General features: G+C 71.1%; 21 protein-coding genes and 2 tRNA genes. 10 read left to right on the forward strand and 13 right to left on the reverse strand.

Annotation, left to right across the window (positions count from 1 at the left end):
• Positions 1-54: 54 nt before the first annotated feature.
• Positions 55-828 carry a nuclear transport factor 2 family protein gene (locus tag ACWEGE_RS25730; RefSeq protein ID WP_449663001.1) on the forward strand — a complete coding sequence of 258 codons (774 nt, stop codon included), beginning with the start codon at positions 55-57 and terminating at the stop codon, positions 826-828.
• Here ACWEGE_RS25730 and ACWEGE_RS25735 read toward each other — a convergent pair.
• The 3 genes from ACWEGE_RS25735 to ACWEGE_RS25745 form a co-directional block, all read right to left on the reverse strand.
• Positions 791-1579 (reverse strand): metal-dependent hydrolase, encoded by a 789-nt coding sequence (locus tag ACWEGE_RS25735; RefSeq protein WP_449663002.1) that lies wholly within the window; start codon positions 1577-1579, stop codon positions 791-793. The two genes, ACWEGE_RS25730 and ACWEGE_RS25735, sit on opposite strands and share 38 nt — an antisense overlap.
• Positions 1580-1636: 57 nt before the next feature.
• Entirely contained in the window at positions 1637-1990 is a 354-nt protein-coding gene (locus ACWEGE_RS25740) for an STAS domain-containing protein (RefSeq protein ID WP_003078104.1), read from the reverse strand.
• Positions 1991-2208: 218 nt separating this feature from the next.
• Positions 2209-2517, reverse strand: a complete 309-nt coding sequence (locus tag ACWEGE_RS25745) for a WhiB family transcriptional regulator (protein ID WP_176173588.1) — start codon at positions 2515-2517, stop codon at positions 2209-2211.
• A gap of 163 nt (positions 2518-2680) precedes the next feature.
• On the opposite strand from ACWEGE_RS25745, the gene ACWEGE_RS25750 reads away from it, so the two are divergent.
• From ACWEGE_RS25750 to ACWEGE_RS25760, 3 genes are all read left to right on the forward strand, one after another.
• Positions 2681-3097, forward strand: a complete 417-nt coding sequence (locus tag ACWEGE_RS25750) for an anti-sigma factor (protein WP_449663003.1) — start codon at positions 2681-2683, stop codon at positions 3095-3097.
• A complete protein-coding gene (locus tag ACWEGE_RS25755; protein WP_449663004.1) occupies positions 3094-3873 on the forward strand; it encodes a SigB/SigF/SigG family RNA polymerase sigma factor in 780 nt (259 codons plus the stop codon). Before ACWEGE_RS25750 ends, ACWEGE_RS25755 begins: the two co-directional genes overlap by 4 nt.
• Before the next feature lie 62 nt (positions 3874-3935).
• Entirely contained in the window at positions 3936-4355 is a 420-nt protein-coding gene (locus ACWEGE_RS25760; protein ID WP_449663005.1) for an ATP-binding protein, read from the forward strand.
• Here the strand turns inward: ACWEGE_RS25760 and ACWEGE_RS25765 are convergent, their stop codons facing one another.
• Positions 4356-4862 carry a MarR family winged helix-turn-helix transcriptional regulator gene (locus tag ACWEGE_RS25765; RefSeq protein ID WP_449663006.1) on the reverse strand — a complete coding sequence of 169 codons (507 nt, stop codon included), beginning with the start codon at positions 4860-4862 and terminating at the stop codon, positions 4356-4358. It lies immediately after the preceding gene.
• Positions 4863-4904: 42 nt separating this feature from the next.
• On the opposite strand from ACWEGE_RS25765, the gene ACWEGE_RS25770 reads away from it, so the two are divergent.
• Together ACWEGE_RS25770 and ACWEGE_RS25775 are read left to right on the forward strand one after the other, a co-directional pair.
• Positions 4905-5882 carry an aldo/keto reductase gene (locus tag ACWEGE_RS25770; RefSeq protein ID WP_449663007.1) on the forward strand — a complete coding sequence of 326 codons (978 nt, stop codon included), beginning with the start codon at positions 4905-4907 and terminating at the stop codon, positions 5880-5882.
• Positions 5883-5900: 18 nt separating this feature from the next.
• Positions 5901-6539: a nitroreductase family protein gene (locus ACWEGE_RS25775; RefSeq protein ID WP_449663008.1), complete on the forward strand. Its 639-nt coding sequence runs from the start codon at positions 5901-5903 to the stop codon at positions 6537-6539.
• Between the two features lie 78 nt (positions 6540-6617).
• On the opposite strand, the gene ACWEGE_RS25780 is transcribed toward ACWEGE_RS25775, so the two are convergent.
• The 3 genes from ACWEGE_RS25780 to ACWEGE_RS25790 all read right to left on the reverse strand — a co-directional run bounded on the left by ACWEGE_RS25780 (position 6618) and on the right by ACWEGE_RS25790 (position 8804).
• Positions 6618-7358: a 3D domain-containing protein gene (locus ACWEGE_RS25780; RefSeq protein ID WP_449663009.1), complete on the reverse strand. Its 741-nt coding sequence runs from the start codon at positions 7356-7358 to the stop codon at positions 6618-6620.
• A 125-nt stretch (positions 7359-7483) separates the two neighbouring features.
• Positions 7484-8122, reverse strand: a complete 639-nt coding sequence (locus tag ACWEGE_RS25785; protein WP_449663010.1) for an alpha/beta fold hydrolase — start codon at positions 8120-8122, stop codon at positions 7484-7486.
• Positions 8123-8132: 10 nt separating this feature from the next.
• Positions 8133-8804 (reverse strand): HNH endonuclease family protein, encoded by a 672-nt coding sequence (locus ACWEGE_RS25790; protein WP_449663011.1) that lies wholly within the window; start codon positions 8802-8804, stop codon positions 8133-8135.
• Between the two features lie 178 nt (positions 8805-8982).
• Between ACWEGE_RS25790 and ACWEGE_RS25795 the strand changes: the two genes are divergently transcribed.
• Together ACWEGE_RS25795 and ACWEGE_RS25800 are read left to right on the forward strand one after the other, a co-directional pair.
• Entirely contained in the window at positions 8983-10026 is a 1044-nt protein-coding gene (locus ACWEGE_RS25795) for an SEL1-like repeat protein (RefSeq protein ID WP_449663012.1), read from the forward strand.
• A gap of 132 nt (positions 10027-10158) precedes the next feature.
• Entirely contained in the window at positions 10159-10626 is a 468-nt protein-coding gene (locus ACWEGE_RS25800) for a hydrogenase maturation protease (protein WP_449663013.1), read from the forward strand.
• On the opposite strand, the gene ACWEGE_RS25805 is transcribed toward ACWEGE_RS25800, so the two are convergent.
• The gene (locus ACWEGE_RS25805; RefSeq protein ID WP_449663014.1) at positions 10604-11509 is read right to left on the reverse strand and encodes a LysR family transcriptional regulator; all 906 of its coding nucleotides are present in this window, start codon (positions 11507-11509) and stop codon (positions 10604-10606) included. The two genes, ACWEGE_RS25800 and ACWEGE_RS25805, sit on opposite strands and share 23 nt — an antisense overlap.
• A gap of 88 nt (positions 11510-11597) precedes the next feature.
• Between ACWEGE_RS25805 and ACWEGE_RS25810 the strand changes: the two genes are divergently transcribed.
• Entirely contained in the window at positions 11598-12899 is a 1302-nt protein-coding gene (locus ACWEGE_RS25810; RefSeq protein ID WP_449663015.1) for an aspartate aminotransferase family protein, read from the forward strand.
• A 54-nt stretch (positions 12900-12953) separates the two neighbouring features.
• Here the strand turns inward: ACWEGE_RS25810 and ACWEGE_RS25815 are convergent, their stop codons facing one another.
• Positions 12954-14312 carry a cellulose binding domain-containing protein gene (locus tag ACWEGE_RS25815; protein WP_449663016.1) on the reverse strand — a complete coding sequence of 453 codons (1359 nt, stop codon included), beginning with the start codon at positions 14310-14312 and terminating at the stop codon, positions 12954-12956.
• Positions 14309-15934: a glycosyl hydrolase family 18 protein gene (locus ACWEGE_RS25820; RefSeq protein WP_449663017.1), complete on the reverse strand. Its 1626-nt coding sequence runs from the start codon at positions 15932-15934 to the stop codon at positions 14309-14311. The genes ACWEGE_RS25815 and ACWEGE_RS25820 overlap by 4 nt, the downstream gene beginning before the upstream one ends.
• A gap of 361 nt (positions 15935-16295) precedes the next feature.
• Between ACWEGE_RS25820 and ACWEGE_RS25825 the strand changes: the two genes are divergently transcribed.
• A complete protein-coding gene (locus ACWEGE_RS25825) occupies positions 16296-17519 on the forward strand; it encodes a cellulose binding domain-containing protein (RefSeq protein WP_449663018.1) in 1224 nt (407 codons plus the stop codon).
• A gap of 70 nt (positions 17520-17589) precedes the next feature.
• Here the strand turns inward: ACWEGE_RS25825 and ACWEGE_RS25830 are convergent.
• The 3 genes from ACWEGE_RS25830 to ACWEGE_RS25840 all read right to left on the reverse strand — a co-directional run bounded on the left by ACWEGE_RS25830 (position 17590) and on the right by ACWEGE_RS25840 (position 19575).
• A tRNA-Arg gene (locus ACWEGE_RS25830) sits at positions 17590-17663 on the reverse strand.
• Between the two features lie 41 nt (positions 17664-17704).
• A tRNA-Ser gene (locus tag ACWEGE_RS25835) sits at positions 17705-17794 on the reverse strand.
• Positions 17795-17859: 65 nt separating this feature from the next.
• The gene (locus ACWEGE_RS25840) at positions 17860-19575 is read right to left on the reverse strand and encodes a phosphatidylglycerol lysyltransferase domain-containing protein (RefSeq protein WP_449663019.1); all 1716 of its coding nucleotides are present in this window, start codon (positions 19573-19575) and stop codon (positions 17860-17862) included.
• Between the last annotated feature and the right edge of the window lie 18 nt (positions 19576-19593).

Genomic DNA, 19593 nt, shown 5'->3' on the forward strand with positions numbered 1-19593 from the left:
TCGTAAGCGGGCTCACCGTTCCGATTCAACGCCAAGTCTCCCAGGAGAATTCCGATGCCGCTCACCGTGCCCGAAATCGCCGCGTTGGTCCGAACCGGAATGTCCGCTTTGGACGCCTCGCGGTTCACCTCCCTGTTCGCCGCCGACGCGGTGTTCGAGGTGCCGTTCCTGGGCCAGCGCATCGAAGGCCGCGACGCCGTGGTGTCGGCCCTGTCCGGCGGCGGCGACCGGGCGCGGGCGGCCGGCCTGACGAAAGCGGAGGTCACGACGACCATCACGGAGTCGGGGTTCGTGGTGGAGGTGGTGGTCTCCGGCCCCGGCGTGGAGTTCCCGTCGTCGGTGGGCATCGTGACCGTCTCCGACGGCGAGATCACGTCCTACCGGGACTACCCGAACGTGTCGGCCCTTTCGGGACTCACGCGCGCGGTGTTCGACCGGTTCCTCGCCGCCTCGGTGGAGAACCGGTGGGACGACCTCGCCGACCTCTACGCCGAGGACGTCACCCTCGAGATGCCCTTCACCCTCCCGGGCATGCCCCGCGTGACGAAGGGCCGGGAAGAGCTGCGCCGCCGCTTCCACGCCGCCGCCGGGCTGCGCCGGGTCACCAAGGCCGAAAACGTCGTGGTCCACGAGACGACGGACCCCTCGGTGCTGGTGGCGGAGTTCGACCTGCACCAGGAGGTCCACGGCACGGCGTTCACCGCGTCCTACGTCCTGGTCCTGACCATCCGGGACGGCCTGATCACCCACTCCCGCGACTACACCGACACCGCCGCGGCGGCCGAGCGGCTCAAGGCGTGGTCGCCTGCTGGGACGACGGCGGGATGAACAGCCGCTCGAACGTGCTCACCGTGTGCTCCCACACACCCGGCACCAGCAGCACGCCGAGCAGCGCGAACACCGGGAAGACCAACCGCTTCTCGACCTTCTTGCCGGTCCGGAAGCGCAGGGCCTTCGGCGGCCGGATCTCGTACCACGTCTCGCCCGCGATCGGGATCGGGAAGAGGAACGGGCAGCCGGCCTCCGTGAGCGCGTCACCCAGGCAGTGGGTCACGCAGCCGGCCGCCACCGCGACGCCGAGCCAGCCCGAAATGGCCGCCAGTTCACCCGCCCGGTCGGGTGGGGCGGTGAAGAACCACCACGCCACCGCCGCCCCGCTCACCGGGAGGAGCCAGTCGCCCAGCGCCCCCTCGGCCAGCATCAGGCCGAAGACCACCACGCCCACCACGGCCCAGGGACCACCTTGGACGGTCCCCCACGACGTCAGCAGGCCCAGGCCGGCCGCGAAGAGGACTGTGTGGGACAGGTGGCGATGCTTGCCGGAGACCTTCTCGTCCCGCGGGCCCTTCGTCAGCGCGTAGAAGCCCGCCGACACCCGGCGCAGCACCCACGACAACGCGCCCGTCAGCCAGCCGAGGAGGCGGGACGCGCTCGCTCCGGGGTGGTCGAGGTCGGGCAGCAGGGCGAACCCCGCCGTGGTCGCCGCGAAGACGACCGCCTGGTGCACCGAGCCCGCCCCGACCGCGGGCGCCAGGGCCAAGCCCGCGCACCAGCCGGTCAGGGCATGCGTCCGCCCCATCATCGTGCCGCCCCCAGGTCCGCGCGGAAAATCGGTCCGCGGAACCGTAGCGGGCGGTCAGGCTTGGGGGTCTTCCGACACGCTCAGGTGTTCGGCCACGCCGGTGAGCTCGATCACTCGGCTCACGGCGGGGCTGGGGACGACCGCGAGTTCGACGTCTTGCTCGCCGGCCTGGCGTTGTGCGCGGAGCACCACGTTCAGCGCGGAGGAATCGAAGAAGGTCACCCCGGTCAGATCGGCCACGACCCGCTGGGCGCGCTTGTCCGCGATCAGCCCGGCCAGGGCCTCCTGCAGCTGCGGGCTGGTGAGCAGGTCGAGCTCGCCGGTGACCACCACCCGGGGTTCCGTCGCGTCGGTGTCCAGCGTGATGCCGAACCCGGGCGGGGTGGCGTTCTGGTCGGCTGCGGGCATGCAGTTTCTCCTCGTCAGGCGCTGCTCCTGCGCCGGGTACGCGCCTGCTGTCTCAAGCGGCAACCGTGTCACCGTGCCTTCCCAAAGCTCGCGCCGGGCACGGTCAAGGCAACTCCGGGGCCAACCCTAACCCAGGAAGCGGCCACGCCCGCCACGGCCGCCGCCCTTTCGCGTGTACTGCTCACCGGCGATCAAATCCTGCCTGCTCAGCGCTCTGCTCAGTGCGCACTCATCGTCTTGCGGGCCGCCCTGCGCTGGCGCAGGAACAGCTGCCGCCGCTCGATCTCGCCGAGGCCGCCCCAGATGCCGTACGGCTCCTGTACGGTCATCGCGTGCGTGCGGCACTGGGCCAGGACGGGGCAGGACTGGCAGATCGCTTTGGCCCGCGCCTCCCGCCGCTCCCGCGCCGAACCCCGCTCGTTGTCCGTGTGGAAGAACAGGCTGCTGTCCGCACCCCGGCACGAGCCGTGCAGCTGCCAGTCCCACTCTTCAGCAACCACGTTGGGCAGCCGGCTCACGTCAGCCATGTCGTCCCCGCCTTTCCCAGGATCAGCATGTCGACCGCTACATGCCCGCCGGTGGAGCGGATCAAACCCGGGTTTGGTTTGCTCACCCCACGGGCATCTCGCTGACCGGGCGTGGCAGAGACCGCCGATCCCCGGCAGCGCGAGTGCGGAGAAAGGAACAAACGTGGAGGACAACGCCCCGCTCGTCCCGGAAGGCGCGCAGGTCATCGAGGTGCGGACGGCAGCGATCCCGCACGTCGTGCCCACGCTCCGGACCATCGTGGCCGACATCGCGATGCGCCAGGACTTCGACCTCGACGCCGTCGAGGACCTGCGGATGGCGGTGGACGAAGCCTGCTCGCTGCTGCTCCCCGCCAGCGCGGACGGCCGCCTGACCTGTGTCTTCTCCTGGAACGGGCCGCGCATCGAGGTTTCCGTCTCGGTGTTGTCCGACAGCGCCGACCACGAGGACGACGCCGGCCTGTCGTGGCAGCTGCTGACCGCACTCGCGACGACGGCCGAGCGGACGATCACCCCGGAGAACGGCCGCTACCTGTCGCGAGTGGACCTCGTCCGGGAGAGCCAGGCGGCGGACTCGTGAGCGATCCCGCCGGGAGCAGCGGGGGCGACCTCGACGCCGGCGCGCTGTTCTCCCGCCTCGCCGCACTGCCGGCGGACTCGCCGGAACGCGAACGCATCCGCGACACCCTCGTGCGCGCGCACCTGGAGCTGGCGCGGAACCTGGCCCGGAAGTTCCGCAACCGCGACGAGGCGATGGAGGACCTGGTCCAGATCGCCACGGTCGGGCTCATCCACGCCGTCGACCGGTTCGACCCAGAACAGGGCACGGACTTCCTGGCGTTCGCCGTGCCGACCATCTCCGGCGAGCTGCGCCACCACTTCCGGGACAACAGCTGGTCGGTGCGGGTGCCGCGACGGCTCAAGGAGCTGAACGCGAACATCTCCGCCGCGCGCGAGGAGCTCACCGTGCAGCTTTCGCGTGCGCCCAAGCCGAGTGAGATCGCCGCGCGGCTCGGGGTGCCCATCGAGGACGTCTACGAAGGCCTCCGTGCGGGCCAGGGGCGTTACGGCGCCTCGCTGGACCACCTGCTGGAGAACGCGGCGCACACGCGCTTCGGGGCGCCGGACGCCGAACTCGGCCAGGCCGAGCTGCGCGAGGCGCTGCGCCCGATGCTGGAGAGCCTGCCGGAGCGGGAGCGCAAGATCGTCGCGCTGCGGTTCGGCTCGGGGATGAGCCAGTCCGACATCGCCCGCCGCGTCGGGGTGTCCCAGATGCAGGTTTCGCGGCTGCTGGCCGCGACGCTGAAGAAACTGCGGTCCGGGCTGGACGAATCCGAGCTGGCCGACGGCACCTGATTAGCCGATCGGCCGCTTGGGTACTTGGCGGGCGGTACCGAACTCACTGGGAGGGGGACCGGATGACGACGTCGAAGACGCCGCAGCGCGCAGCCGCGGCCATCGCTCAGCTGAGGGTGCTCCTCCCGGCCGACGTCACGGCGCCGGCGCTGGCCCGGCACGAGGTCCGCACGGCGCTGCTGAGGTTCGGCGTGCCCGAGCGGCAGCTCGAGGACGTCCTGCTGGCCACGTCGGAGCTGGTCACCAACGCCTTCGAGCACGGCGAACGGCCCCAGCGGCTCGAGCTGGAGTGCACCGGGGGCCGGCTGACGCTGCGGGTGCACGACACCGGCCGGATGCTGCCCGAGCTGCGGGCACCGTCCCCGGCCGAGGCGCGCAGCCGCGGGCTGGTCCTGGTCCAGGCGCTGTCGCTGGACTGGGGCTTCGAACGCTGCCCCGGCGGCAAGTACGTCTGGGCCGTCTTCCCGCTGCCGGACGCCTGATCAGCGCTCCAGCAGCTCCCGCGCGGCGGTGGTCTCCGCGATCCGCTGCCGGAACGGCTTCCGCTCCAGCGCCTCGACGATCGCCGCCAGCACCCCGCGCAGCGGGTAGGGCAGCTCGGCTTCCAGCGCCTCGGACGCCTCGGTCGTCGCCGTCCACTCCGCCTCGATCAGCGGCAGCAGGCCGCGCGTCTTCTCGGTGAGCGACACGATCCGCTGCCGGGCGTCCGCGCCCGGTTCGAGGGTGACGAACCCCGCGCGGTTCATCTGCGCGACGGTCTGGCTGGCCGCCGAGTGCGTCACGCCGACCTCCGCGGCCAGGTCGCGGATGGCCAGCGGGCCGCGGGCGAGCAGCGCCCGCACCACCGGCGAGTACCGCGGCCGGTAGTCGTCGAGGCCGATGTCGACGAGGAAGCGTGCGACATCGGTTTCGAAGATCTCCAGGACGTGCCGCATCCGGGTCCCCAGTCCGTCCGGGCCCCGCCGTTCCCAGTCGCCCGTCATCGCCATGACGGCGAATCATAGGCGCCGGGCGTGTGCTTGGATCGCGCCATGGAGAACCGGAAGATCGCCCGCCTGGGCCGTGAGGTGTCCGTCGTCGGGCTCGGCTGCTGGCAGCTCGGGGCGGACTGGGGCGAGGTCGACGAGAACGACGCGCTGGGCGTGCTGCACGCGGCCGCCGACAACGGTGTCACCTTCTTCGACACCGCCGACGTGTACGGCGACGGCCGCAGCGAGCGGCTGGTCGGCCGGTTCCTCGCCGAGCGCGGGGGCGTCTTCGTGGCGACCAAGATGGGCCGCCGGGTCGAGCAGGTGCCGGAGAACTACGTCGCCGCGAACTTCCGCGAGTGGAACGACCGGTCGCGCCGCAACCTCGGCGTGGACACGCTCGACCTGGTCCAGCTGCACTGCCCGCCGACGCCGGTGTACTCCTCCGACGCGGTGTACGACGCCCTCGACGCGATGGTCGACGAAGGCCGCATCAAGGCCTACGGCGTCAGCGTCGAGACCTGCGAAGAGGCGCTGACGGCGCTGGCCCGGCCGCATGTGGCGTCCGTCCAGATCATCCTGAACTGCCTCCGGCTCAAGCCCCTGGAGCGCGTGCTGCCCGCGGCGGCGGAGGCGGGTGCCGGGATCATCGCGCGGGTGCCGCTGGCCTCCGGCCTGCTGTCCGGCCGCTACAGCGCGCAGACGACGTTCGCCGAGAACGACCACCGCAACTACAACCGCCACGGCGACGCGTTCGACGTCGGCGAGACGTTCTCCGGCGTGCCGTACGAGGTCGGTCTGGAGGCCGTCGAGCGGCTGCGCGGGCTCGTGCCCTCCGGTCAGACGCTCGCGCAGTTCGCGCTGCGCTGGATCATCGACCAGCCGGGCGTCAGCACGGTCATCCCGGGCGCCCGCAACGCTTCGCAGGCTTCGGCCAACACCGAGGCGGCCGCGCTGCCGCCGCTGTCCGCCGAAGCGGCCGCCGGCGTCCGCGAAACCTACGACGAGCTCATCCGGCCGCTGGTGCACGATCGCTGGTGAGCCCGGCATGATGGGCCGATGATGACGCCCGAAGAGCTCCTGACCACGACCAGGACCGTCCGCAAGCGCCTCGACCTCGAGCGGCCGGTGCCGCTCGACCTGGTCAAGCACTGCGTCCAGGTCGCGCTCCAGGCGCCGAGCGGTTCGAACACGCAGCGCTGGCAGTGGCTGGTCGTCACCGACGCCGGGCAGCGCGCCGCGCTCGGCGAGATCTACCGCCGGGCGTGCCAGGAGTACCTGGAGTCGCCGAACGCGGCGGGCAAGCTGTTCGCGGACGACCCGGCGCGAGCGGCGGTCCAGCAGCGGGTCGGCGACAGCGTCGCCTACCTCGCCGACCGGATGGGTGACGTCCCGGTGCTGGTGGTCCCCTGCCTGGAGACGCCGTCCTCGGAGCTGCCGGCCGGGAACCAGGCCGGGCTGTGGGCGTCCCTCCTGCCGGCGGTGTGGAGCTACATGCTGGCGGCCCGTTCGGTGACGCTCGGAACGGCGTGGACGACGCTGCACCTGAAGTACGAGCAGGAGGCGGCGGAGGTGCTGGAGCTGCCGAAGAACGTCCACCAGGCGGCGCTCGTCCCGACGGCCTTCTACACGGGCGAGGGGTTCAAGCCGGCGGCGCGCCAGCCCCTCGAGGAGGTCCTGCACCTCGACCGCTGGTGACCCGTGAAAGCCTCCTTGCCGGGGCGGTTGGGGGACGTCGGCAAGGAGGCCGTCACGGCCTTTCGGCGGTCAGGTGGCCTACCGCACGGTGAGGGTGAGCCGCTGGATGCCCCAGGCGTCCGCCTGGGACCCGGGCAGCCAGACGTCGACGATGTCGCCGGAGATCCAGCTGCCGATGTCGGCCGCGTAGCACTCGCCGTAGCCGGGGACGGAGAACCGGGTGCCCCACGGGATGTTGCGAGCGTCGACCGCGCAGAAACCCGGTCCGGCCTGGTAGCCCAGCGCCGTCTGCGCGACGTCGTTGTAGGACGTGACGCGGTAGCTCAGCGTCGTGCCCGCCGGGATGCGGTAGGCCGAGAGCCGGTTCGCGCCGTCGAGGCGGTAGGCGGTCGAGATCTGGCCGAGCGAACCCGGGGAGTTGTCCTCCGCCGTCATCGCGTAGAGCTGGTAGTTCGCGTCCTGGCAGGGACTGGCGTCGGTGACGGTCAGCGTCGGCTGGCCCCAGTCGCTGATCCACTGCAGAGCTTGACCGTTGCGGAAAGCGCGGTAGGCCTTGGCGCCGGCGACCCGGGCGAAGGTGAAGGTGACCTTGCCGTCGCTGCCCAGTCCCCCGCTGACCGAGCCGGGCGCGGGCAGGCGGTTGCTCACGTCCACGGCGCCGACGAGGGTGCCGGGACCGTGCCCGCCGGTGACCGGGCGGTCGGGGATCGGGCCGTTGTAGAAGTGCCGGCAGGCGGGCAGGGTCGCGGCCGAGGCCGCGGGGGCGACGAGGAGGCTGCCGGCGAAGGCCGCCAGCGCGAGGACGTGCGCGAGACGCATGACGGGAACCTCCGTGGTGGGGACCGGGTGGAGGTGACGCGAGCGGGTTCGCCGCTGGTCAAGACCGTAAGTGGCCTGGACCACACAGTCAATAGGTCTAGACCTTTAAGCGCCGATCGGCGCAGTCAGAGGTAGCTCACCAGCCGGTCGGCCAGCGCGGCCGGGTGGCTGAGCGGCACGCAGTGCGGGCCGTCGAGCTCGTCGGGCTCGATGCCGAGGCGTTCGCGGGCCACCCGCCGCTGGAAGTCCGGGACGAAGAACCGGTCGTCACGCGCCAGCAGCACCCGGGTCGGGACGTCCGGGTGGGCCGGGAGCGGCCACGGTTCGTCCCACTCCTTGCTGACCTGCTCGCGCCCGTGCGCCACGCACGCCTCGGCGAGTTCCGCCGGGACGCCGTTGAAGAACTGCTCGGTCTCGGTCAGGCCCTTCGGCGATTCGAAGCCGGTGTTGCCCCACCACTGCCCCGGCTGCTCCCCCGGCGCCGGGACCATCCCGGCCAAGTACACGAGCAGCCGCGCCCGGACCTTCGCCGCGACGAGCGGCGCGGTGAACCCGCCGTAGGAGTGGCCGAGGACGGCGACGTCCGTGCGGTCGCCGAGCGCCGCCAGCACCGTGCCGGTGAACTCCGCCAGCCCGGCCGAGCGATCGGTGATCGGCAGGTCCGGGGCGACGGCGTCGTGGCCGCGGGCCTGCAGCTCCGGGATGAGCAGGTGGAAGTCCCAGCCGCTGCCACCGCCACCGTGGATGAGCGCGAAAGTCGTCACACGGGCCAGCTCAGCAGCGGCGGAGCATGTCGGTCAAGGCGGTCTTCTCGGCCTGCGTGATCGTCAGCCCGTAGTAGTGCTTCACGACGATCCAGTCGGTCGCGTAGGTGCACCAGAAGGCCACCAGCGGCGGCTTCCACTGGTCGGGCGCCTTGTCGCTCTTCTGCTGGTTGACGTTGTCGGTGACGGCGAACAGCTGCGGCCGGGTCAGGTCGTTGGCGAACTGCTCGCGCTTCTCGGTCGTCCACGACTTCGCCCCGCTCGCCCACGCCTGCCCGAGCGGGACCATGTGGTCGATGTCGAGGTCGGTGGCCTTGGTCCAGGTCTCGTCGTCGTAGACGCTGGTCCAGGTGCCGGACAGCGCCTTGCAGTCCTTGTCGGTCTTGACGTCCTTGCCGTCGCGCTTGAGGACGACTTCGCGGGTGTCGCAGCCGGACCCCTGGCTGTCCCAGTGCGGGAACTTCTCGCGCGAGTAGCCGTCCATGGACGTCCGCGCGGCGATGGTCAGCTCGTCGAGCTGCTTCTGCGCGTCGGCCGCGCTGACCGGAACCGGCGCACCCGAGGTGGGCGGGGCCGCGCCCGCACCTCTCGTCGCCCAGTACCCGAAGAGCGCGACGGCGAGAACCACGATTACCAGCAGAGTTCGCTGCGTCACGCTCAGCCGAAAGCCCCGGGCCGCCACGATTTTCTCCTCTCACCTGCGCGGTCGCGCGGCGTAGTGTCACCTCTGCCGACGTGGGACAACCGCGCCGACACGACGACCTGGCGCGAATGTGACGTCGCCCACCCACGGCGGATGTGTCACACGGAGCCGATCATCTGCGACTACCGGAGCAGGACCCATCCGGAGGGAGCAGCCGATGCCCGGCCGGCTCAAGAAGTTCGACGAGTTCTTCCAGCGCAAAGCCGCGGAAGGCGGCAACGTCGTCGCCATGGCCCGGATGGGGCTGGCGATGCGCGAGCGCGGAGAGCTGGCCGAGGCCGAGTCGTGGTACCGCAAGGCCGCGATGGGCGGCGACCGCGTCTCGATGACGGCGCTGGCCCACCTCCTCGCCGAACGCGGCGCGCGGGAGGAGGCCGATCGCTGGTACCACGAGGCCGCGCTGGCCGGCGAGCCGCACGGGATGCAGCACTTCGCCAAGTCCTGCGAGCGCCGCGGCAAGCGCGAGGACGCCCGCCACTGGTACGGCGAGGCGGCGCGGACCGGCGACCTGCCGTCGATGGCCGCGGTGGGCCGGCTGCTGCGCGAAGAAGGCAAGGGCGACGAAGCGGAGTCGTGGCTGCGGCAGGCCGCCGAGGCGGGCTTCACCGGCGCGATGATCGACCTGGGCGTCGTGCTGCGCGACCGCGGCCAGGCCGCCGAGGCGGCCCGCTGGTGGCGGTCCGCCGTGCAGGCGGGCGACCTGGCGGCCACCTGCCAGCTCGGCAGGCAGGCCGAACGGCTCGGCCGGCCGGGCGACGCCGAATCGTGGTACCGCCAGGGCGCGAGCGGCGGCCACGTCGAGGCGGTCACCCGGCTCGGGCTGCTGCTGCACCGCCGCGGCGACGTCGAAGAGGCGGAAAGCTGGTACCTGGAAGCGGCCGAGCACGGCGACCCGGCGGCGATGACCAACCTGGGCGTGCTGGCCCGCAACCGCGGCGACGAGGGCGAGGCTGCCGCCTGGTACCGCAAGGCCGCGGAGCACGGCAGCATCCCGGCACTCACCAACCTCGGCCACCTCGCCGAGCACCGCGAGGACCTGGCGCAGGCCGAGCAGTGGTTCCGCCGCGCCGCCGAGACCGGCGACGTCCAGGGGATGCTGAGCCTGGCGCGCATGCTCCGGGCGCGGGGCGCCGGCCACGAGGCCGAGCTCTGGCTGGCGCGGGCCGAAACCGTGCAGGACGAGCGGGAGCACCAGCACTGACCGTTTTGCGGGTTCCGGGTGGCGGAGCCCCGGCCCGGGGCGAAGCCCCGGATGTCAGCCCTGGATGTCACAGCCTATTGTGTGATCCAATTCACAGTTCTAGCCTGAAGGCGCACCCCAGGAGGTTGCGCAATGAGGCCACGTGTCCTGGTCGCGAGTATTGGCAACGTCTTCCTGCACGACGACGGCTTCGGCGTCGAAGTGCTCCGGGAACTGGACCGGGCGGGTCTGCCACCGTGGGTGCAGATCGCCGACTACGACATCGCCGCGGTCCACCTGGCGTACGACCTGACCGGTGGCTACGACACGACGATCCTGCTCGACGCGACCCCGCACGGCGGGCCACCGGGCACGCTGTCCCTCACCTCGGCGGCCGACACGCACGACCTGCCCGGCGACGCGGTCGTCCGCCTGCTGCGCCTGCTGGGCGGCGACGCGGGCCGCGTGCTGGTCCTGAGCTGCGAACCGGCCTGCGTGGACGGTGGGCTCGGGCTGTCGGCCGCCGTCGGGGCCGCGGTGCCGTCGGCGGTGCGTGTGGTGACCGAGCTGGCGTGGGGCGCGAGCCCGGAGCTGCCGGTCAGGGAGAGGACCGAAGTCTGACCAGTTCGGGCAGGTCGGGCAGCTGCCGCAGGGCTTCGAGGACCACGTTCACGCCCGCGCGCAACGGCGTCCCGCGGCGGACCACCGCGGCGATGGTGCGCGTCACCGGTGTCGCCAGCTCGCGCGTTGCCACGCGGTAGCGCGGGTCCACCGCCAGCCACGGCAGCAGCGCGATCGACAAGCCGGCCTCGACGTGCTGCAACGTCATCAGGTAGTTGCTGAAGCGGCACACCGCCCGCGGCTCGAAGCCCGACTCGCGGCACAGGCGCAGCGTCAGGTTCGCCATGTACGACTGCGGCATGTCCAGCGCCCAGTGCGCGTCCGCGTAGGCCGACAGGTCCGCCGGGCCGCGGGGTGCGTCCGGCGGCGTCACCAGCACGATCGGGTCCGTGGCCAGCGGGACGATGTCGAGGTCGGGACCCAGCGGGAGCTCGACGAAGTCGGTCGTGGTGATGATGACGTCGGCGTCGCCGCCGCGCAGGGCTGGGATGCTCTCGTGCGGCTCCAGCTCCAGGAGCTGGACCTCCAGGTGCGGGTGCGCGAGCCGGGTCACCGCCGGGACGGCCAGGGTGTGGATCGCGCTTTGGAACGCCCCGAGCCGGACCAGGCCGACCGGCTCCTCGCCGAGGCTGCGCAGCTCCGCCTCGACCGTCTCCATGTGGTCGAGGATCACCCGCGCCCGCCGGGCGAGCATCAGGCCGGCCGGGGTGAGCCGGACCCGGCGGCCGGTGCGTTCCAGCAGCTGGGTGCGGGTCTCCGCTTCGAGCACGGCCAGCTGCTGCGACACGCTCGACGCGCTCAGGTTGGCGTCCTGCGCCACCGCGCGGACCGTGCCCAGGGTGTCGAGCCTGCTCAGCAGCCGCAGGCGCCACGGGTTCAGCATGCGGGCCATTGTTGTTCGGCAGAACCGAACAAGGAAGCCGGAATTGTGAGATGGACGTGTCGCTCGCCGCGGACTTACCGTCGATGCCATGGCTGACACCTTCTGGGGTGACGTCGACCGGCACCTCGTGCGTTACGGCGGCGCCTTCACCCGCGAGATCATCGACCACGCCGAAGGCAGTTTCGTCTTCACCGAAGACGGCCGCCGGATCCTCGACTTCACCTCCGGCCAGATGAGCGCGATCCTCGGGCACGCACACCCGGAGATCGTCGAGACCGTCCGGCGGCAGGTGGGCCGGCTCGACCACCTGTTCAGCGGCATGCTGAGCCGCCCGGTCGTCGACCTCGCGCGGCGGCTGGCCGAGACGCTGCCGGCGCCGCTGGAGAAGGCGCTGCTGCTCACCACGGGCGCCGAGTCGAACGAGGCCGCCGTCCGGATGGCCAAGCTGGTCACCGGCAAGCACGAGATCGTCTCGTTCGCGCGGTCCTGGCACGGCATGACGCAGGCGGCGGCGAGCGCGACCTACAGCGCGGGCCGTCGCGGGTACGGGCCGGCCGCGCCCGGCAACTTCGCCATCCCGGCACCGAACGCCTACCGGCCCGACTTCACCGACTCCTCGGGTGAGCTGGACTGGCGTCGGCAGCTGGACTTCGGGTTCGAGCTGATCGACGCGCAGTCGGTCGGCAGCCTGGCCGCGTTCCTGGCCGAGCCGATCCTCAGTTCCGGCGGGATCATCGAGCCGCCACCCGGCTACTTCGCCGCGCTGGCCGAGAAGTGCCGCGAGCGCGGGATGCTGCTGATCCTCGACGAAGCCCAGACGGGCTTGTGCCGCACCGGGAACTGGTACGCGTTCGAGCGCGACGGCGTCGTCCCGGACATCCTGACGCTGTCCAAGACGCTCGGCGCCGGGCTCCCGCTGGCCGCGGTGGTGACCAGCGCGGAGATCGAGCAGGAGGCGCACGACCGCGGGTACCTGTTCTTCACGACGCACGTCTCGGACCCGCTCCCGGCGGCGGTCGGCAACACGGTGCTGGACGTGCTGACCAGGGACCGCCTCGACGAGCGGGCGCTCTCGCTCGGTGCGTCGCTGCGCCGGGGCCTGGAGGAGATGGCGTCCCGGCACGAGGTCGTCGGCGACATCCGCGGCCGCGGCCTGCTGGCCGGGGTGGAACTGGTGGTGGACCGGCAGACCAAGCGGAGCTCCGATGAGCTGGGCGCCCGGGTCACGCAGCGGTGCCTCGAGCTGGGGCTGCACATGAACATCGTGCAGCTGCCCGGGATGGGTGGGGTGTTCCGGATCGCGCCGCCGCTCACGGCGTCCGAAGAGGAGATCTCGCTCGGCGTGTCCATTTTGGACCAAGCGATCGGTGACGCCGTCAAGATGTCATGAGAACGGCCTCCTTGCCCACCCGGGGAGCAGGCAAGGAGGCCGCTTGCGACAGCGTCAGAAGCCCGCTGTCACCTTCGTGAAGTCCCAGTCGTTCTGGGCGATGCCGCTGCACGCCGACTGGACGCCGCCGCCGGGGCAGCCCCGGTCGCGGTTGACCGACCAGAACGCCAGCCGGGCGATCTTGTTCGACTTGGCCCAGTTGGTGATCTGGGTCCAGGTCGACAGGTCCGTCAGCTCCTGCTGGTCGGACAGGCCGTTCATGCCCGAGATGCCGAGGTGGGCGTACGCCGTGGCGTCCGACCACCCGAACGTCGACTTCAGCTTGTCACGCAGGCCGTTCGCCGCGCTCACCGTGCTGTTGTACATGTTCGCGCCGCCACCGAAGTCGAACGGCATGATCGTGTACACGTCCACGTTCGCGCCCAGCGCCTTCGACTGGTCGATGAGCCGGTTGCCGTAGTAGTTCGGGCCGGTCGTCGACGTGCCGAAGGTCAGGATCGTCTGGATACCCGGGTTGTTCTGCTTGACGATCTTGAGCGCGCCCAGGATGCGGTCCTGCACGGCCTCGTTCTCGAACTCGTCGGAGTTCTCGATGTCGATGTCGATCGCCTTCAGCCCGTAGGCGTTGATGACCTGCTGGTACGCCCCGGCCAGCGCGGCCGAAGTCGAGCAGTTCGGGCCCAGCTTGTTGCCGCTCCAGCCGCCGAAGGACGGCACGACCTGGCCGCCCGCCGCCTTGATCTGCGAGATCGCGGTGGCGTCGGCGCTGCCCGAGAGCGGACGGCTGCTGTCCCACGCCGGGTTGCAGCCACCGGAGGCGTTGATGAACGCCATGGTGAACCACTTGATCCCGGTCGCGTTCATCACCGTCTGCGGGTTCGGCGGGCTGCCCCAGCCCATGTACAGGTAGGGCGCACCCCGGCCACCCGGCGGCGGCGGCGTGGTGGTCGTCGGCGGGGTCGTCGTCACAGGCGGCGTAGTGGGCGGTGTTGTTGTCGGGGGTGTGCCCCCGGCGGCGCACGAACCCCCGTTCAGCTTGCAGTTCGACGGCGCGACGTACGAGCCGGAGTACGCCACGTTGAACCCGAAACTGGCGCTACCGCCGTTGGCGACGTTGCCGTTCCAGGTGTTCTTCACCGTGACGTGCTGGCCGGACGCCGTGTAGCTGCCGTCCCACAGCGAGGAGATCGTCGCGCCGGAAGGCAGGTCGAACTCGACGGTCCAGGTGGCGAGCGTCGAGCCCGAGCCGTTGGCGATCGTGTACTTGCCCTCGTACCCGGTGCCCCAGTCGGAGCCCTTCGAGAAGGTCGCGGACACGCCGCCCGCCGCGTTCGCCGGCGCGATCACGAACATCGCGCCGATCGTGGCGGCCGCGGCCGCCAGCCCGAGTGCGGGCAACCACCGGCGCGTCACGACAGGCCGTTCTTCATCGCGGTGATGAGCTCGCCGCCGGTGGTGTCACCGGTCAGCTCCCAGAAGAAGGCACCGCCGAGACCCTGCTGCTTGGCGTAGGACATCTTGCCGCCGATGGTGGCCGGCGTGTCGTAGCTCCACCAGTTGCTGCCGCACTTGGCGTAGGCGGTGCCGGCGAAGGTGCCGGTCGACGGGCAGGTGTTCTTGAGGACCTTGTAGTCCTCGATGCCCTGCTCGTACGTGCCCGGCGCGGGGCCGGTCGCCGTGCCGCCCGGGGCGTCCTGCGTGACGCCGGTCCAGCCGCGGCCGTAGAAGCCGATGCCCAGCAACAGCTTGCTCGACGGGACGCCCTTGCTCTTCAGCTTCTGGATGGCCGCGTCGGAGTAGAAGCCCGGGGTCGGGATGCCGGTGAAGTTGGTCAGCGGCGAGTGCGGGGCCGTCGGGCCCTGCGCGGCCCAGGCACCGAAGTAGTCGTAGGTCATCACGTTGTACCAGTCGACGTACTGCGCGGCGCCGCCGTAGTCGGCGACGTCGAGCTTGCCGCCGCTGCTGCCGTCCGCGGTGATGGCCGAGGTGATGAGGAACGACGAGCCGAACTTCGCCCGCAGCGCGGACATCAGGTTCTTGTAGGCCGCGGCACCGCTGGTGTCGCAGGACAGGCCGCACGCGTTGGGGTACTCCCAGTCGATGTCGATGCCGTCCCAGATGTCCGCCCAGCGCGGGTCCTTGAGCAGGTTGTAGCAGGACTGCGCGAAGGCGGCCGCGTTCTGCGACGCCTGGCCGAAGCCGCCGGAGTAGGTCCAGCCGCCGAACGACCAGATCACCTTGAGGCCCGGGTGCAGCTTCTTCAGCTTGCGCAGCTGGTTGAAGTTGCCCGCGACCGGCTGGTCCCAGGTGTCGGCGACGCCGTCGACGCTGCCCGCGGCGTCGTAGGTCTTCTGGTAGTCGGCGTACGGGTCGTCGTTCGCGGTGCACTGCCCGTTCTTGACGTTGCCGAACGCGTAGTTGATGTGCGTCAGCTTGCTCGCCGAACCGGACGTCTCGATGTTCTTGACGTGGTAGTTGCGGCCGTAGACGCCCCACTGCACGAAGTAGCCGACGTTCTTCAGCCCGCCCGGCGGGGGCGGCGTGGTGGTCGTCGGGGTGGTGGGCGTGGTCGGCGTCGTCGGGGTGGTGGGCGTCGTCGGGGTCGTCGGCGTGGTGGTCGGGGTGCCGCCGCCGGCGTCGCAGGAACCGCCGTTCAGCTTGCAGTTGGCCGGGGCCGAGTAGGTGCCGGAGTAGGCGACGTTGAAGCCGAAGCTGGCGGTTCCGCCGTTGCCGACGTTGCCGTTCCAGCTGTTCTTGACCGTGACGTGCTGGCCGGACGCGGTGTAGCTGCCGTCCCACAGCGACGAGATCTTCGCGCCGCTCGGCAGGTCGAACTCGACGGTCCAGCTCGGCAGCGTCGAGCCGGAGCCGTTGCTGATCGTGTACTTGCCCTCGTAGCCGGTGCCCCAGTCGGAGCCCTTGCCGAAGGTGGCGCTGACGCCGCCGGCGGCGTTGGCCGGCACGGTGACGAGGCCGACCGCGAGCGCGCCGACCGCGGTGAAGAGACCGAGGAGGTGCCATCTCTTTCTGGACATCGCTCTCCCTTGAGCCAGGTGCAGGGTGGCGGAAACCCACACCGCCGGCGGGGACCAGGGCGGTGTTTTGCGCCGTTTGCGCAAACGTTACGTGGTCCAGACCAATAGGGGAAGCGTCACCACGGAGCGTGGCCAGTGGTCAAGACCAGTCCTCGGTACAGCCGCCGTACTGGTCCAGACCGATTACGCAGTGCAGTGGTTCCGGCACGATCCACGACCGGACGCGCCCTGGCCCAACCGAGTGAAACCCGCGGGTCGCCAGACACATTGCTTGACGGGCGTACCGCAATGAGTCCACAGTCAGGACGGCGACTGGGAGCGCTCCCAAGATGGCCGATCACTCAGCGAAGAGGAGATCATCTTGCGCGCAACGAATTCCCGTGTCCGGCGGACGATGGCCGTCGTGGCGGCCGTGGCGGTGACGACCGCGCCCGCCGTGGCCGGCACGGCAGCGGCCGCCGCGGCCGCCGCCGGATGCCGGGTCGACTACACGATCGGTTCCCAGTGGCAGGGCGGGTTCGGCGCCGCCGTGACGGTGACGAACCTCGGCAGCGCGGTGAACGGCTGGCAGGTGACGTGGACGTTCTCCGGCGACGAGCGGATCACCCAGCTGTGGAACGGCACGCACACGCAGTCGGGCGCCCAGGTGTCGGTGACCAACGCGTCGTGGAACGGCGCCGTCGCCACGGGCGGAACGGTTTCCTTCGGCTTCAACGCCACGGCCGGCAGCAGCTCGGCCGCCCCGTCAGCGTTCACGCTCAACGGCGTCGCGTGCACCGGCTCGGTACCGACCCCACCGGCGGGTGGCGACCCCGCGGTGAACAACAACTTCCCGGTCACCCGCGAGGCGGCGTACGGCGACAACCGGTACACCGTGTTCCGGCCGTCGAACCCGCAGGCGGTGGGCGCGCCGATGCCGGTGCTGGCGTTCGGCAACGGCGCCTGCGCGCACACGGACAACAGCGAGGTCACCCGCGCGTTGACGGTCATCGCGTCGAAGGGCTTCGTCGTGGTGGACACCGGATCGGCGACCGGCTCGGCCAACGGCGTACCGAGCGGCTCCCCCATCCCGTCCCTGCTGACCGGAGCGATCACGTGGGCGGAGCGGGAGCAGAACCGGTCCGGGGCACCACTGTCGCAGCGGCTCGACCTGACGAAGGTGGCCACCGCGGGCCACTCGTGCGGCGGCCTCGAGGCCTTGGTCGCCGCGCAGGACAGCCGGGTCTCCGCCGCCGTCTCGCTGGACAGCGGCTTCTTCGCCGACGGTTCCTTCGGCTACTCCCGAGCCGAGCTGGGCCGCCTCCACTCGCCGACCTTGTTCATGGCAGGCGGTCCGTCCGACATCGCCTACGACAACACCCGGGCCAACTACGACCTGACCACCGTGCCCGCCGTGCTGGCGGTGCACCCCCAGGCCGGGCACGTCGGCTTCATCACCGGGAACCAGCTGACCGACGGCATGACCACGGTCGTCCAGTTCCTGGACATGGTGCTCAACGGCAACGCCACGGCCCGCACCTACATCCTGGACCCGTCCGGGCTCGCGTCCAGGTACCCGTGGACGGTGTCCAAGAAGAACTTCTGAGGGCCGAAAACAGCAAGGAACCCCCTGGCGTAAACCAGGGGGTTCCTTGTACTGCTGTCTCAACCAGACGTGCGCCCGAAGGGATTCGAACCCCTGACCTTCTGATCCGTAGTCAGATGCTCTATCCAGCTGAGCTACGGGCGCGTGTTCAGTTGTAACCTAGCACCCGGCGAACCGGGTACCAGCGGAGGCTCCGGGATTTGAACCCGGGAGGGGGGGTTACCCCCAACCGCATTAGCAGTGCGGCGCCATAGACCAGACTAGGCGAAGCCTCCTGGGCCCAACGACCACTGCTCAGATAGGTTACACACCCCCGATCACCCCTCGAACGGGACCCCCCTTACGCCCGCCGCAGCAGTCTGAGCAGGCGTGGGGAGCGGCCGCCGAGGCCCTCCGCCTCGAACGTCGCGATGCCCACGCGCGGGAGTTCGCGGACCCCCGGGTACACCAGGTACCTGGGTACCCAGCGCGGCTGGAACTTCGCGTTGAAGCGGTAGAGCGTCTCGATCTGGATCCAGCGCGAGAAGAAGTGCAGGACCTTCGCCGACATGCGGGCGACCGGTCCCGCGCCGATGCGACGGCCCTGCTCCATCAACGCGCGGAACGCCGCGAAGTTCAGCGAGACCTGGGAGACGCCGTGGCGGCGGGCAGCCAGGAGGAGCTCCGAGATCATCAGCTCGTTGACGCCGTTGTCCGCCGTGCGGTCGCGGCGCATGACGTCCAGGGAGAGGCCCGTCTTGCCCCACGGCACGAACTGGAGCACGCCGCGGACGCGGCCGCCCTGCTCGGCCGTCACCAGCACCGACCGCGGGTCGCCCATGCGGCCCAGTGCCATCGAGAAGCCGCGCTCGGTGTCCGTGCCGCGCCAGTTGGCCGCCAGGACCTCCAGCTCGGCCAGCTCGCCGGGGCGCAGGTCCTCGGCCCGGCGCACCAGCACCTTGTAGCCCGCGCGCTTGGTGCGGGCCACCGCCTGGCGGACGCCGCGCATGGTGCGGCCGTCCAAGGTGAACCCGGCCGCGTCGACGACCGCTTCGTCGCCGATCTCGAGGACCTCCAGGCCGAAGCGGGCCCAGACCGTCGCGCCGAGCTCCGAGACGCCCATCGCCGCCGGGACCCAGCCGCCGCGGCGGCAGACTTCCAGGTACTCCTCGATCGCGCCCGGCCAGGCCTCGTGGTCGCCCAGCGGGTCGGCCGAGCAGAGGGCCACCCCGGCGATCACGCGGTAGGTGACGGCGGCCTTGCCCGTCTTGGAGAACACCGCGAACTTGTCCCGCCGCAGCGCGAAGTAGCCGAGGGAGTCGCGCTCGCCGTGCTCGTCCAGCAGCCGGCGCAGCCGCGCGACCTCCTCGTCGGTCAGCCGCGGCGCCGGCTCGGCCGAGCGCAGCAGGAAGTACGCCGACACCAGCACCGCGGCGAGGCCGAACAGCAGGCCGACGGCGGCGGTGAGGTCCTCCAGCCACATCTGGTGGAACACCGCGGGGCCGCTGGCGGCGACCAGCGCGAGCGCGGACTCCGCGAGCCGGTCGCCGAAGCTCATCGGCTCCAGAGCCGTGCGCGGGGCCACCGACAGCAGGATGACGTTGATCACGAACCCGGCCAGCGCCAGCTGGACGAACACCCGCACCGCCCGCCAGCGCCCGACCACCGGGTCCGGCTTCGCCACGAAGTAGCGCCGGTTGGCGATCAGGCCCACCAGCAGCAGCACCGACACCAGGCCGGCCGCGAAGACGTGCTTGAGCCCGAGGTGCGACATCGTGAGCAGCACCGTCGCGCCGACCGCCAGCTGCCAGGCCCGGCGCTTGCGCCGCCGCAGCCCCGCGGCCAGCAGCACCAGCAGCACGCCCATGACCAGCGCCACGGTCGCCGCGGCGACCGTGGCCTCCTGCGGCAGCTCCAGCCACTCGGCCAGGTGCCCGCGCAGGCTGCGCCGGCCGGCCGGGATCAGGATCGAGCCCAGGGTCAGCAGCCCGGCCAGCCGGGTCACCCAGGTGATCACCCCGACGGTGGTGGTTCCCGCCACCTTCCAGGTGATCTGCGCGCGTGTCCCCGTCACCACCCGTACAACCCGCCGTGG

Source organism: Amycolatopsis sp. NPDC004747 (assembly GCF_053601335.1).